The organism is Nitratireductor sp. ATLC21, from assembly GCF_057196525.1.
On record NZ_JBXUOU010000002.1, the window covers coordinates 204,274 to 218,314 of the forward strand.

Sequence of the window (14,041 nt, forward strand, 5' to 3'; positions counted from 1 at the left end):
AATGACCGACTACACCGGCCCGCTGGCCGAATTCGACCGAGCGCTTTCACGCGCCACGACCCCGGATGCACCCTTCGATGCGCTTTTGGAGCTGACGCGTGCCGTGGTCGGCACGAAACTCTTCACCTTCATGACCGCCGACATGAAGACCGAAACGGCAAGCCGTTCCTACACCTCGCATCCCGAAGAATATCCCGTCTCCGGCACCAAGCCGATCCATTATGACCGCTGGTTCGAGACGGTGCACAAGAAGCGCGAATGCTTCGTCGCCAACACGCTCGCTGACATCGACACGGTGTTCCCCGACGCCACGCTGATCGGCAAGCTCGGCTGCGGCTCGGTCATCAACCTGCCGGTGGTGCTGGGCGACACGCTGGTCGGCACCGTCAACATGCTCGATGTCGAGCACCACTACACGCCCGAGCGCGTGGCGCTTGCGAAGGTCTGGCTCTCGGTGCCGGCAAAGGCTGCGTATCTTGCCAGCCGGGCATTGGGCTAAGCCGTTTCCCACCTTTGCCTCGGGGAAAAATAGGGTATACGTGCCGCGGGCGGCAAAGCCGCCTGTCGCACAACCCGAGGAAGAGTGAAATGTCGAACCGCGTTGCCTGGCACGAATTGTCGAAACTGTCCGCTGAAGAGCGCAAGACGCTGCTCACGCGAACGGAAGACGATCTCACCCATTTCCTCGAAAATGTCGCTCCGATCATCGACGCAGTCCGGCAAGAAGGCGATGCGGCGCTTTCCCGGTTTGCGCGCCTGTTCGACAAGGCGCAGGTGGACCCTCACGAAATTGCGGCGACCGAAGAAGACTTCGATGCCGCCTTCAAGGCGCTCGATCCCGAGATGATCGAGACGCTGGAATTCTGCGCCGACAACATCCGCCGCTTTCACGAGGCACAGCGGCCTGAAGAAATGTGGATGAAGGAAATCCGCCCCGGCGTTCTGGTCGGCGAGCGCGCCACGCCCATCGACAGCGTTGCGCTTTATTCACCGCGCGGCAAGGGCACATTCCCTTCGATGACCCTCATGACGGCGATCCCCGCCGTGGTGGCCGGCGTACCCATGCCCATCGTTCTCACACCGCCCGGGCCCGACGGTAAGGTGGATGCGGCGACGCTCGTTGCCGCGCGCATCGCCGGTGTCCGGCATGTCTACAAGGCCGGTGGCGGTCAGGCCGTCGCCGCCGCCGCTTATGGCACGGCCACCGTTCCGCGCTGCGCCAAGTTCGAGGGGCCGGGCAGCCCGTGGATCGCGGCAGCCAAGCGCCTTCTACAGGGGCAGATCGCCTCGCGCCTTCCTGCCGGCCCCACCGAGAGCATCGTGCTTGCAGATGAGACAGCCGATCCCGAGATCGCAGCGCTTGATCTCCTGGTCGAGGCCGAGCATGGCAGCGACAGCTCCAATTTCCTGGTCACCTGGTCGCGCGAGATCGCGGAAAAGGTGCGGGAGGCATTGCCAAAATACTGGGCCGAGATGAATGCCGAGCGCGTGCGCTATTCCTCCGATGTGCTGGGTGGAACGAGCGGCGGCATCGTGCTCGCGGACACGCCCGAACAGGCGTTCGACTTCATCAACGACTACGCGCCGGAGCATTTGCAGATCCTCTCGAAGACGCCGTTCGAATATCTGTCCCGGGTCCGCAACGCATCCGAAATCCTTCTGGGCGAGTATGCACCAGGCTCCATGGCCAATTATGCGATGGGTCCCAACGCGGTTCTGCCCACTTCGGGCATGGCGCGTGCGCATTCGCCGCTCGGCGTGCACGATTTCATGAAAACCTCGTCCATTGGCCATGTGACGGCGGAAGGCTATGCCGAATTCGCCCCCCACACCCTGCGCTTTGCCCGCTACGAAGGTTTCGACGCGCACGGAAACGCGGTGACCAGGCTCAGGAACAATCACGTGGAGAAGAAGGGCTAGAGCAGGCGCTTCGGCAGCAAACGGTAAAAAACGTATTATAAAGGTCTCCGGGTCATCCTCGTAGCCTCCCGTTGAGTGACGACATACAAACAGGAGGCTCTGATGTATTGGAGGGGCGGCCATCCGTTTCAACACGGCGCAGTTGATGAGACGGTCAGAACGTTGCTTTGGAAAGCGTTATCGCTGGTCCGTTATTGCCTGCTCCCGGTTCTGCTGTTGGTGCAGCCGGCTGCCGCGCAGGAGCCTGCCCCGGAAATCGTCCCCCAGGCTGAGATCGCCCCCCAAACTCAGATAGGCATCTTTCAAAGTCCACCCTTCGTTTCCGGCGCACCCGGCCGTTATGAGGGGATGGCGATTGAACTTTGGGAAATGGTGTCTGCCGAACTTGGGCTGACGCCCCGTTACACAGCCTATCCAACCCTGCGCGAACTGGTTGCGGCGGTGAGCAGCGGGGAGGTCGATGCTGCGGTCACCAATCTCACCATCACCCGGCGGCGTGCCGAGGCAGTTTCATTCAGCCAGCCCTGGTACGATTCGGGAATGCGCATCATGGTTCCCGACGAGGGAACGTCTAGCTTTGGAAGCGTCGTGTCGGGCTTGCGCAATGCGGGCCATTTGCGTGCCTACGCATGGCTGGTGTTGGTGATCGTGGTGTCCACCATTCTGTTGACCCTGTTCGACCGCCGTTTCGACAAGGACTTCCCGCGTCGATGGAGGGAAGGGATCGCAGAGAGTTTCCACCATGTGATGTCCATTGCGACCACTGGCAAGGCTTCGCGAAAAAACCTGTTTGGTTGGGTGGGGCGGATCTGGTCCGCTCTCTGGTTGGTCTGCGGCGTGGCGGTGGTTGCATATATTACATCGTCTGTAACGAGCGTCATGACCGCGGTTTCTCTCGAACAGCAGATTGATTCTCTGGCTGACCTTCCCGGAAAAACCACAGGTGTCATTGCCGATAGCTCGGCTGAGGACTATCTCGCCGAACTCGGCATTGCGACACGCCCCTACAAGGATCTCGACGCAGCCGTTGCGGCGTTGAAAAGCGGCCGTGTGGATGCGATCGTCGGCGATGCTCCCGTTCTGGAGTATCACGCACACCACAATCCGGACGACGAAATGACGGTGGTGGGCAGTCTCTTCCACCCCGACAAATATGGCTTCGCTTTCCCTCATGAGAGCGCGTTGGCGCGCCAAGTTACCTTGAAGATACTCGCATTGCGGGAAAGCGGAGAATTGGAGGAACTGCGCCTCAAATATTTCGGCAGCACGCCCTAGATCGGCCGGGCCTTGTTGTGCGCATTCAATGGCGGTTGACATCGGCATGAGCAAGGCGCATTTCAGCCGCCCCTCGCACGCAACTCACCGGTGATCCCATGCAGCCTCTTGCTTCGCTCGGCGAGCGGATTGTCATTCTCGGCCCGTCCAACGCTGGAAAATCAACGCTGGCTCTCGCCCTGTCCGCAAAACTCGGTTTGCCGGCGGTCCATCTCGATCAACTGCAACATTTGCCCGGTACCGACTGGCAACCCCGGTCGGAGGCCGAGTTCAAGGCCCTACATGATGCAGCGATCGAGAAAGACCAATGGGTGATGGAGGGCAATTATTCCCGTCTCATGCCGCAGCGCCTGGCTCGCGCCACCGGCATCATTCTCATCACATCCAGTCCATGGCTGCGTATCGGTCGATATCTGAAGCGGACCCTGATCAACCGGGCTGATCGCGCCGGGCATCTGGAAGGCGCCCGGGACAGCATCAAATGGGAGATGATCCACTGGATCCTCGTCAAAACCCGCGACAGCGACAAAAAATATGCGGAAATTGTCCGCGCCTCGGGCCTTCCGGCCGTTGAATGCCACACAGCCCGCGCGCTGAACGAACTTTACCGCGTTTGGGGGTTGTCCTCTCCGGTCATGAAACCGGAAGCGCGCGGCACACCCAACCCCGGAAGCTGAAGCCTGCATAGAACAGTTCCACATCTCCAAAGCCCGCTTCCTGAAGCAGGGCTTCATCTTCTTCGGGTGACAATGCCGGCAAGCTTTTCCGCATGGCTTCGATCTGCGCAATCACACGGTTTGACGCCTCCCCCGAAGCGGCGTGAAAGCGGGCGTTGCGTCTTAGCCATTGTTCGCCGGCAGATGTGTCGATGGGAAAGGAGTGGTGAGCCACCACAAGCGGTGCGCCTGGTTTGAGCCGGTGACGCAGCGCCCGCAGCGTGTCGAGTCGGGCAGCGCGCGGCAGGAAATGAAGGGTGAGAAAGCAGGAGGCGCCGTCAAAGCGCCCATCGGGCGCGTCTTCGATATAGCCTTGGTGAAAGGTGACCCGGTCCTGCAGAGGACCGAGCGTGGTTCGGGCCAGCGCCAGCATATCCGCGGAGGGGTCGACCCCCTCGAAGCGCCAACCCTGATACGCCCGTGCGAAACTGCGCAATTCAAGCCCGCCGCCCGCACCGAGCACGAGGATGTGCCCGTTCCACGGGGCATGCTCCGCCAGAAGAATGCCTGCCATCCGGTGCATGTCGGCGAGACCCGGCACCTGGCGCGTCACGCGCTCCTCATACCCCTCCGCCGCAGTGGTGGCTATCATGTGTGAAGGAGGCATGCAGGTCCTATCCGGGCCAGACCAGCGAGCGGTGAACCTGTGCGCCAGCCATCGCGCCGTCTGCCACGGCAAGCGATACGGAATGCGGTGCCAGCGCGACATCGCCACAGGCAAAAACGCCCGGAATGCTGGTTTCCTTGGATACATCCGTTTTGATTTGCGTCCCCATGGGCGTCTCCTGAAGCGCGCAGCCGAGCGCCACCGGAAGGTCGCTTGCAGGCTCTACACGCGGCGCGACAAAGAGACCGGAAAAGGAGAGCTTCCGACCATCTGTAAGTTCCACATCCGCTTGCCCGGCAATCCGTGAAATTCCGGCGGTTTCGATGTTCACGCCGCGCTGGACGAGCCGGTCGCATGTTTCAGCGTCCAGCGTCAGCGCATCGTTGGGCAGGAAGGTGACGGCCCCCCACTCGGTCAGAAGCTCGGCCTGATGGGTCGACATGGCACCACTGCCGATCACGCCGATACGACCCCTGTTCAACTCATAGCCATGGCAATAGGGGCAATGGAAGATACTCCTGCCCCATCGCTCCACCATCCCGTCGATGGCCGGCAGATGATCGCGCACACCCGTGGCGAGAATTACGCGGCGGCCGGTATGGTGCGCCCCATCCGCGCATTCCACCACAAAACGGTCGCGCTCGCCGGAAACGGCAGTAGCGTTTCCGGTAAGGATGCTGATGGTCTGATAGGCTTCAAGCTGCTTTCGGGCCTCCAGTGCGATCTCCGCCGCGCCGGCACCGTCGCGGCTCAGGAAGCCGTGGGAGTGGTTTGCAGTTCTGTTTCGTCTTCGGCCCGCATCGACGATCGTAACCCTGCGTCGGGCTCTTGCAAGTTGAAGTGCCGCAGCCATGCCTGCATAGCTGCCGCCGATGATGATGACATCCTGATCCATCGTCTAGCGTCCTTGTTTTCGCTGCTCGGCGTATCGGCGCGAGAAATCGGCGGCGAGATCGGCGAGCGTGATTTCTGAAAAGCGTTCCAGAAGAAGGGCTTCTGCCTTGATGAACGTGTCGTCGAGTGCTGCGTTGACTGCCTGTTCCACCAGGCATTCGGGCGTCTCATTGCGGTTTCCCATCGCAAAGAACGCCGGTTCCCCAAGGGCTGAATGAAGCTGGCGCAGCGTCACGGTGTTGAGATCGACCGCGATACGCCACCCGCCAGAATGCCCACGATCCGACGTCACAATCCCTGCTTCGCGGAGAAGCCCCATGGTACGTCGCACAACCACGGGATTGGTGTGCAGACACTCGGCAAGCTTGTCGGATGTCATCGGCCCGTCCTCTTCGGCCATGTGAAGAAGCGCGTGCAGAACGGAGGAAAGGCGGCTGTCTCGTTTCATGTAACTTATGTAGTTACGATTCGAGGCGCGCGTCAAGGGGAGAAGCTTGCTTCCATGTAATCGTTCAGGTCGGATTCTTGACAGGTGAACATTGCGTGTGTATCTATGCTTATAACAACACCCCCCAGGCGATCAGTTGTAAAACTGAGCTCAATACCGGGGGGTTCCTTTTATCTGCACTGCGGTACAGTGAAATACTCCAAGACACCGACGTGTATTGCTGAGCAAGTCGACCTGTTGATCGAGCGGGGGATGGCGGTTCCATCGCGGGAAGATGCGGAGTTGTGGCTTGCATCAGTCGGTTACTACCGGATGAGCGCTTATTGGCTTCCATACGAAGAAGTGGCTCCAGAAGGCAAGGTTCGCAGTAAACGTTTCAAAGCAGGCACGCATTTCAACAGCATTAGAGATACATATATTTTTGATCGACGGTTGCGCCTTCTTCTAATGGAGGCAATAGAGCGTATCGAAATTCATCTGCGCTCACGTTGGACCTATCGACTGGTCCATAAGTATGGTGCACACGCTCATCTGGACCACAGCCTGTTTGGCGATGGATTGCGTCACAGTGAGCAGCTTGTAAGATTAGCGCGATCAGTCGACTCTTCTAAAGAGACTTTTGTTATTCACTATAAAGGCAAGTACACGGAGCCCTACTCTCCGCCCCTTTGGGCTGCCACGGAACTGATGTCATTGGGCGAACTGTCGAAATGGTTTCAGGCAACAAAAGACAGCAGCGTTAAATCGGCTGTTGCGGCGGATTTGGGGTTGCCATCCGGGCAGGTCACAGAGGGCGTTCTGCAGGTTTTGTCTTTTGTGCGGAATATATGCGCGCATCACGCTCGACTATGGAATCGTCGTATCCTGAAGCGCATACCCAAAATCAATCACTGGAACAATGATCTGGTACTGGTTGAACACAAGGGACAGCACCAGAACGACAATCACATATACAATGTTCTGATTGTACTATTGCGCCTCTTGGATCATCAGCGAACCGACAGTAGTTTTCGGATGAGGTTGAGGGGACTTTTGGAAGGGGTATCCTCTGAGCATCGCCGCGACATGGGCTTTCCCGGGGATTGGAGGCAACGCCCTGCTTGGGTGCAAATGGGACAGCGATAGAGCAATCGTTCGCTATTTTCCGCCCACACACCCGCCGCAATTTCCGCGGATCTCGATCGTCGTCTTGGCCGGTCTGAAACCGTGTGCGCGCGTCCAGCCGTCGAGGCGGTCCTTGACCACATCGTCGGAAAACTCCTCCACCTTGCCGCAGGTCTCGCAGATGGCAAAGGCGATCAGCTCCTGTTCATGGCAATTGGGGTGCGCGCAGGCAACAAAGGCGTTGAGACTTTCGAGCCGGTGCACCAGTCCCATCTCCGTCAGCTTGTCGAGTGCGCGATAGACTTGCAGTGGCGCGCGCAGCCCGTCATCGCGCAGCCGGTCGAGGATCGTGTAGGCACTGAGCGGCGCCTCAGCGCCCGACAGCGTCTTCATCACCAGCGTCTGGTTACGGGTCAGATCGGCACTCATGGTTTGGTCTCCGCGGAGGACGTTTCCGTTTTCATCACGGGCGAGGGCGCGAGGCTGAGCACAAAGAGCGCGAGCGCCGCCACCACGATGGACGGACCCGAAGGTGTATCGAATTGCAGCGAGGCCGTCAGCCCGCCGGCCACGGAAATTGCGCCGATAATCGCGGCAAATACGGCCATGATTTCCGGGCTGCCCGCAAAGCGTCGCGCGGTGGCGGCCGGGATGATCAGCAGCGCCGTGATAAGCAGGATGCCCACCAGCTTCATGGCAATGGCGATCACTGCTGCCATCAGCAGCATGAAGATGAGGCGCGAGCGTTCCGGTCGCAACCCTTCGGCCTGAGCGATATCCGGATTGACGGTCGCAGCCAGCAATGGTCGCCACAGCCAGACAAGCAGGGCAAGAACCAGGCCGCCGCCGCCGTAAATGATCGCGATATCCGTTCTCGATACGGCAAGAATGTCGCCGAACAGAAAGCCCATGAGGTCCACCCGCACCCAGGTCATGAAGGCGACCATGACAAGACCGAGCGCAAGGGTTGAATGCGACAGGATGCCGAGCAGAGCGTCCGTGGAAAGCGCGCGACGGCGTTCCAGAAGGATAAGCGCCAGCGAGGCAAGTGCAGCCACCAGAAAGACACCCACCATAAGGTTGATCTCCATCACCAGCGAGAGCGCCACGCCCAGCAGCGCGGAATGCGCCATCGTGTCGCCGAAATAGGCCATGCGCCGCCACACGACAAAACAGCCGAGCGGACCCGTGACAAGCGCAAGCCCAATACCGGCAACAAGCGCGCGGATGAAGAAATCGTCAAGCATCGCGGCCTCCCTCTGCTGGCGGTTCGGTATCCGCATGATCATGATGGTGGTGGCCGTCGTCGGGATGGCAATGCGCGGTTATCGTCCCATCGGCGTGGCGCACACGGCCATCGGACAGATGCGTGTGGTCATGATGGTGGCGGTAGAGCGCCAGCGATTCTGCGGCGCGCGTTCCGAACAGTTTCCTGTATTCGGGACTGTCCATCACGCTTTGCGGTTCCCCGCGGCAACACACATGGCCGTTAAGGCAGATCACCGTATCGGTGTCGGCCATCACGATGTGCAGATCGTGCGAAATCATCAATATGCCGCAACCGGTCCGGTCTCTGATGTCGCGGATCAGCTCATAGAGCGCCACTTCCCCGGTAAAATCCACGCCCTGTACCGGCTCATCGAGCACCAGAAGATCCGGCTTGCGAAGCATGGCCCGCGCCAAAAGCGCACGCTGAAACTCGCCGCCCGAAAGCGCTGCCACCTGCCGGTCGGCCAGATGCGCCACGCCGGCCGCCTCGAGCGCCCCGGAAATCTCCTTTCGGCTTGCCGAAGCCGTGAGCGTCATCAGTCGCTCCACGCTGAGAGGCAGTGTCCAGTCGAGCGCAATTTTCTGGGGCACATAGCCGATCCGAAGGGCGCTCGCGCGATGAACATGGCCTTCGCTCGGCTGAATGACCCCGATTGCGGTCTTGGCAGTTGTGCTCTTGCCAGAGCCGTTCGGACCGATCAGTGTGACGATCTCCCCGCGGCGGACAGCAAGATCCACGCCGCGCACCAGCCATCGCCCACCGCGATTGACGCCAGCATTGTGCATCTCCACCAGCATGTCGCCACTGGGTTGGGCATGTGTTTTTGATTTTTCCAGCATGGTCATTTTTCCGACTTGTCAGCGGATATGGCACACGTTATAGCGTAACGCAAGGATGTGTAATGTCATAACATTATTGTTAAGATTGCATTTGCGATCATGCATTCGCCCGTTCGTTCGACGCCTGACAGGAGCCAGCCATGAAATCCTTCCGCCTCTTACTCGCCGCCGCATCCTCCCTTGCGCTGCTGGCACCGGGAGGGGGCACGGGCGCGTTCGCAGCCGATCAGGAAGTCGTTGTTTCCATAAAGCCGGTGCACTCCCTGGTGGCTGGGGTGATGGAAGGTGTCGGCGAACCGTCACTCATTCTGCAGGGCGCCGGCTCACCACACACCTATTCCATGCGCCCCTCGCAGGCGCGGATGCTTGCGGGTGCCGATGTCGTGTTTTGGGTTGGGCCGGGCATGGAAGTTTTCTTGGCCAAGCCGCTCGAAACACTGGCTGGCGAGGCAAAACAGGTGGCCCTGGCCGAAACCGACGGCATCACGTTGCTCGACATGCGCGAGGGCGGAGCTTTCGAGGCCCATTCCCATGGTGATGAAGACGACCACGATCATAAGGCACATGACGATGGTCATGATCATGGCGACAGCAAGGGGCATGATCATGAAGAAGCCCACGCCCATGAAGGCGAGCACGATCACAAAGAAGATGAAGAGGCTCACGCCCACAAGGGGCATGAAAACGAGGGGCATGAACACGAGAACCATGAGCACGGGAAACATGAGCATGCGGAACATGATCACGAAGCGCATGCGCATCACGGCCACGGTCCGGATATGCATATCTGGCTCGACCCGGAAAATGCAAAAATCATCGTCAATGCTGTAGCGGAAGTGCTGAGCGAAGCGGATGCCGAAAACGCCTCGACCTACGCTGCCAACGCAGCCAAGCTCAACGAGCGCATTGAGGCGTTGAAAGCGGAAATTTCTGCCGAGATCAAGCCCGTCAGGAACCGCCCCTTCATCGTCTTCCACGATGCCTATCAGTACTTTGAAAAGCGCTTCGGCCTTGCCGCTGCCGGCTCGATCACCGTCAGCCCCGAGGTCATTCCCGGCGCGCAGCGCGTGGATGAGATCCGAACCAAGGTTCGTGAACTCGACGCCGCCTGCGTCTTTGCAGAGCCCCAGTTCGAGCCGAGGCTCGTGGAGGTCGTGACCGAGGGCACCAATGCCAGATCCGGTGTTCTCGATCCGCTGGGCGCCGAGATCACCGACGGACCAGACCTCTATTTCGAATTGATGCGCGGCATGGCGTCGTCGTTCAAGAGCTGCCTCGCCAAGTAGCCGGTTCTCCGGCCACCGCCAGCGATCTGCCAGCAAAGCTGCCGTCGCCCTCAAATGCGGGCGCGGGAGCTGGCCCCAGCCGCCACGTCGGCTGACCTGCCGCGACAGACCGCCTGGACGAGACCAAAACACTCACCCTAAATTTGTAATGTTATAACAAATAGGAGAATTGGAATGCGCCCACTCTATCATCTCATGAAACCGGGGGTGCTTGCCCTTGGCACCGCACTCGCCACCATGCAGCCCCTTCACGCGGATGAAAAGGAAGCCTGGCGGCTGTTCATCGCCGATCACAGCGAACCGGTTCTGCGCGCCCTGGACGCGGAGAAAGGGGAGGTGCTCGAAACCTTCCGGCTCAAGGCCCCGGCACGAATTTATGCGACGGAGAGCAATGAAACCGTCTTTGCCGTGCAGCGCGATGCGAACACGGTTACGGCCTTCTCCACCGGCATCCATTTCGATGATCACGGCGATCATGCGGATATGGAGGTCACGGCACCCAGGGCGCTGGAGGGCTCGATCAATGGCGATCAGCCAGTGCATTTCGTCGCGCATTTCGGTGAGATCGCGCTCTTTTTCGACGGTGAAGGTGTCGCGCGCCTCGTATCGGAAAAGGCGGTCTCCGGGGGAAAGCCCGACATGCGCGAAGTCAGGACCTCAGCCCCCCATCATGGCGTTGTGATTCCCTATGGCGCACACGCGATCGCAACGGTTCCCAACAGCAAGGATCCGAGCGAATTGCCCGAGGGTGTTCAGGTGGTGGATGCAAAGGGCGCAGCCATCGGCGAGCCCGCTGCCTGTCCCGGTCTGCACGGTGAGGCGACCTCCGGCAACATCACGGCAATCGCCTGTGATACGGGGCTGCTTCTCATCACGGGAGGCCGCAATGATGTCCCGGAAATCCGCCACATCGCCTATAGCGATGGTCTCCCGGAAGACCTTAAGGTCTCGACCCTCGCCGGCGGCAAGGCTCTGCAGTATTTCCTTGGAAACTTCGGCAAGCCCAACCTCGTTCTGATCGACCCCGAGGATGAAGACGCCTTCCGTCTGATCGAGCTCCCGGTACGCGCCGTGCATTTCGTGGTCGATCCGGTGCGGCCCAAATTCGCCTATGTCTTCACCGAGGACGGCAAGCTCAACCGCATCAATGTCCTCTCCGGCAAGGTCGACCAGTCGCTCGAGCTGACGGAACCCTACTCCATGGACGGACACTGGTCCGATCCACGCCCGCGCATCGCTGTCACGCATGACGAGATCATGGTCACTGACCCGCTCAAGAGCGTTGTCCATGCCATCGATGCGGTTAGTTTCGAGAAGGCCCGCGACATCGCTGTGGAAGGCAAGCCCTACAACATCGTCGCCGTCGGCGGCTCGGGCGAAAGCCACGAAAACCACTGATCGCAGATCACCGCAAAGACAAAGCCCCGCTGTTTCCGGCGGGGCTCTTCTTGTTTATGCCGAGGGTCGATTATCCGCGGGAAAGCCAGTCGTCGATCTCGCGCTCGGCCTCTTCCTCGGCCTTGCCATAGCGTTCCTGCAGCTTGCCGGCCAGCTCTTTGCGATTGCCGCGAACAACATCCAGGTCATCATTGGTGAGCTTGCCCCACTGCTGCTGGACCTTGCCCTTGAACTGTTCCCAGTTCCCTTCGACTTGATTCCAATTCATGTCGGTATCCTTCCGTTTTGGAAAGGAGTGCACTCCGGTTGAGGTCATCGGCCTAGGTGCCTCGATAATGCTTGAGCCATCATGTGGTTCCCGCCTTGTTTTCGCCACATGCAGATTTGAACGCAGGGGCTCCCGCCCCTAGATTAAGCGGGAAAGGAACCTTTGATGGAAAGCCAGCCAGCGCCTTTCGTGCCACCAGCCCCGCGCCCGCGCACCAGCCCACCCTCGACCCTTCAGATGATGAGGATCGTCTATCGCAATCCGCTCGAACTGTGGGGTGAGCCCTCCTACAACGAACCGTGGATTTCCATCGACAACACGATCGGCGGCCCGCTCGTCATCGCCAATGATCCGGGCCTCATCCGCCATGTCCTCGTCGACAATGCCAAAAATTACCAGATGGCCCGCGTGCGCCAGAAGATCCTGCGCCCCATCCTGCGCGACGGGCTCCTGACGGCGGAAGGCGCGGTCTGGCGCCGTTCACGCAAGGCCATGGCGCCGGTCTTCACCCCGCGCCACATCGCCGGCTTCGCCAGACCGATGCTTGAGCGCACCCAGGCCTTCGTCACGCGATACGAAAACACAGACGAGCCCGTCGATGTCTCGCGCGACATGACCCTTCTCACCTTCGACATTCTCGCCGAGACGCTCTTTTCCGGCGAGATCGCCGGCGAGCCCGGCAGTTTCGCCCATCAGGTGGATCGCCTGTTTGAGACCATGGGCCGCGTCGACCCGCTCGATCTTCTGGGCGCGCCCGACTGGCTCCCGCGCATCACGCGTCTTCTGGGCCGCAATTCGCTGAAATTCTTCCGCGACATCGTTGCCGAGACGATGGCCATGCGCCGCGAAAAGATGGCGTCCGGCCAGGACGTGCCGGAAGATTTCCTCACCCTTCTCCTGCGCGCTGAGGGACCGGAAGGCCTCACCCGTGCGGAGATCGAGGACAACATCATCACCTTCATCGGTGCCGGCCACGAAACCACGGCGCGCGCTCTCGGCTGGACGATCTATTGCCTCGCCTCAGCCCCGTGGGAGCGTGAAAAGGTCGAGGCCGAGATCGACGCAGTGCTCGCACACGAACCCGACCCGGTGAAATGGCTCGATGCCATGCCCTTCACCCGCGCCGCCTTCGAGGAGGCGATGCGGCTTTATCCACCCGCCCCCTCGATCAACCGCGAAGCGCTCGCGGAAGATCGCTACCGCGATTTCACCATCGTCAGGGGCGCGCAGGTGCTCGTCATGCCGTGGACGGTCCATCGCCACCGGCTCCTGTGGGATGAGCCGGATGCCTTCATGCCGTCGCGTTTCCATCCTCAGAATCGCGAAAAGCTCGACCGTTATCAATATCTGCCCTTCGGCGCCGGCCCGCGCGTGTGCATCGGCGCCAGTTTCGCCATGCAGGAGGCCGTCATTGCGCTCGCCATCCTCCTCTCCCGCTTCCGCTTCGACACGCTGCCGGACACGAAACCCTGGCCTGTCCAGAAGCTCACCACCCAGCCCCAGGGCGGCCTGCCCATGCGCGTGTCGCGGCGCTGACACCGTATCAGGATAAGCATCACCACCAGAACCGCTTCCTCACAACATCCCCCAACCTTCGTCGTCCTCGGGCCCGACCCGAGGACCCATGCCAAAGCGCCGGGGATAAACCGCAGCCCTTCAAGGCGAAACGCAATTTTTCTCACACGCCCCCATCACCACCGCAACGGCATGGATCCTATGGTCAAGCCATAGGATGACGACGGAGTTGAAGCACATTCCCTACTCGCTATTCGCCAATCCCTATTCGCTCTTTTCTCCCCACCCCCAAAACCTCCCTTACACTCCCCCCATCGCCCCTGTCGGGAACCGGGTCCGGAGCCGGGGATCAGGAGGGGCGACGGCAGCCTCCCCCTCGGGTTCGGTGACCCGAGGCCTGTGAGGGCCCGCGAAAGGCCGGCGGCCGGCATCATGTCGGTTGCGGAAAAGCCGCTAGGGCACAGATCGCCCGAGTGACCGGTCGGCAGTCGGGACAGCGGC

The 14,041-nt window shown here is 60.4% G+C and carries 15 protein-coding genes; 8 read left to right on the plus strand and 7 right to left on the minus strand.

Features of this window, described 5'->3' with window-relative positions:
- The first annotated feature begins 1 nt into the window (after position 1).
- The 4 genes from AC2CHD_RS08660 (at position 2) to AC2CHD_RS08675 (ending at position 3,872) form a co-directional block, all read left to right on the plus strand.
- On the plus strand, positions 2-499 hold the full coding sequence (locus AC2CHD_RS08660) for a GAF domain-containing protein (RefSeq protein WP_484553368.1): 498 nt from the start codon (positions 2-4) through the stop codon (positions 497-499).
- A gap of 89 nt (positions 500-588) precedes the next feature.
- Entirely contained in the window at positions 589-1,920 is a 1,332-nt protein-coding gene (gene hisD, locus AC2CHD_RS08665; protein ID WP_484553369.1) for a histidinol dehydrogenase, read from the plus strand.
- 102 nt (positions 1,921-2,022) lie between these two features.
- Complete coding sequence (locus AC2CHD_RS08670) at positions 2,023-3,195, plus strand: transporter substrate-binding domain-containing protein (RefSeq protein WP_484553370.1); 1,173 nt, start codon at positions 2,023-2,025, stop codon at positions 3,193-3,195.
- A gap of 98 nt (positions 3,196-3,293) precedes the next feature.
- Complete coding sequence (locus tag AC2CHD_RS08675) at positions 3,294-3,872, plus strand: P-loop NTPase family protein (RefSeq protein ID WP_229450295.1); 579 nt, start codon at positions 3,294-3,296, stop codon at positions 3,870-3,872.
- Here the strand turns inward: AC2CHD_RS08675 and AC2CHD_RS08680 are convergent.
- From AC2CHD_RS08680 to AC2CHD_RS08690, 3 genes are read right to left on the minus strand one after another with little or no spacing between them, the layout of a single operon-like run.
- Entirely contained in the window at positions 3,829-4,503 is a 675-nt protein-coding gene (locus AC2CHD_RS08680; protein ID WP_484553371.1) for a class I SAM-dependent methyltransferase, read from the minus strand. The genes AC2CHD_RS08675 and AC2CHD_RS08680 overlap by 44 nt on opposite strands.
- 22 nt (positions 4,504-4,525) lie before the next feature.
- Complete coding sequence (locus AC2CHD_RS08685) at positions 4,526-5,413, minus strand: NAD(P)/FAD-dependent oxidoreductase (RefSeq protein WP_484553372.1); 888 nt, start codon at positions 5,411-5,413, stop codon at positions 4,526-4,528.
- A 3-nt stretch (positions 5,414-5,416) separates the two neighbouring features.
- Positions 5,417-5,860: an RrF2 family transcriptional regulator gene (locus AC2CHD_RS08690; protein ID WP_229450298.1), complete on the minus strand. Its 444-nt coding sequence runs from the start codon at positions 5,858-5,860 to the stop codon at positions 5,417-5,419.
- Between the two features lie 189 nt (positions 5,861-6,049).
- Here AC2CHD_RS08690 and AC2CHD_RS08695 point away from each other — a divergent pair, with 189 nt between their 5' ends.
- A complete protein-coding gene (locus tag AC2CHD_RS08695) occupies positions 6,050-6,985 on the plus strand; it encodes an Abi family protein (RefSeq protein WP_484553373.1) in 936 nt (311 codons plus the stop codon).
- 12 nt (positions 6,986-6,997) lie between these two features.
- On the opposite strand, the gene AC2CHD_RS08700 is transcribed toward AC2CHD_RS08695, so the two are convergent.
- Genes AC2CHD_RS08700 through AC2CHD_RS08710 form a run of 3 tightly spaced genes read right to left on the minus strand, consistent with a single transcriptional unit; the run spans position 6,998 to position 9,073 of the window.
- Positions 6,998-7,393, minus strand: a complete 396-nt coding sequence (locus AC2CHD_RS08700; RefSeq protein WP_484553374.1) for a Fur family transcriptional regulator — start codon at positions 7,391-7,393, stop codon at positions 6,998-7,000.
- Entirely contained in the window at positions 7,390-8,211 is an 822-nt protein-coding gene (gene znuB, locus AC2CHD_RS08705; RefSeq protein WP_484553375.1) for a zinc ABC transporter permease subunit ZnuB, read from the minus strand. Before znuB ends, AC2CHD_RS08700 begins: the two co-directional genes overlap by 4 nt.
- Positions 8,204-9,073 carry an ATP-binding cassette domain-containing protein gene (locus AC2CHD_RS08710; protein ID WP_484553376.1) on the minus strand — a complete coding sequence of 290 codons (870 nt, stop codon included), beginning with the start codon at positions 9,071-9,073 and terminating at the stop codon, positions 8,204-8,206. The genes znuB and AC2CHD_RS08710 overlap by 8 nt, the downstream gene beginning before the upstream one ends.
- A 140-nt stretch (positions 9,074-9,213) precedes the next feature.
- Here AC2CHD_RS08710 and AC2CHD_RS08715 point away from each other — a divergent pair, with 140 nt between their 5' ends.
- Both AC2CHD_RS08715 and aztD read left to right on the plus strand, forming a co-directional pair.
- Positions 9,214-10,359, plus strand: a complete 1,146-nt coding sequence (locus AC2CHD_RS08715; RefSeq protein ID WP_484553377.1) for a zinc ABC transporter substrate-binding protein — start codon at positions 9,214-9,216, stop codon at positions 10,357-10,359.
- 174 nt (positions 10,360-10,533) lie between these two features.
- Entirely contained in the window at positions 10,534-11,757 is a 1,224-nt protein-coding gene (aztD, locus tag AC2CHD_RS08720) for a zinc metallochaperone AztD (protein ID WP_484553378.1), read from the plus strand.
- 70 nt (positions 11,758-11,827) lie between these two features.
- Here aztD and AC2CHD_RS08725 read toward each other — a convergent pair whose 3' ends face one another.
- Entirely contained in the window at positions 11,828-12,025 is a 198-nt protein-coding gene (locus tag AC2CHD_RS08725) for a CsbD family protein (protein ID WP_484553379.1), read from the minus strand.
- A gap of 165 nt (positions 12,026-12,190) precedes the next feature.
- On the opposite strand from AC2CHD_RS08725, the gene AC2CHD_RS08730 reads away from it, so the two are divergent.
- On the plus strand, positions 12,191-13,561 hold the full coding sequence (locus tag AC2CHD_RS08730) for a cytochrome P450 (protein WP_484553380.1): 1,371 nt from the start codon (positions 12,191-12,193) through the stop codon (positions 13,559-13,561).
- The last annotated feature ends 480 nt before the right edge of the window (positions 13,562-14,041 follow it).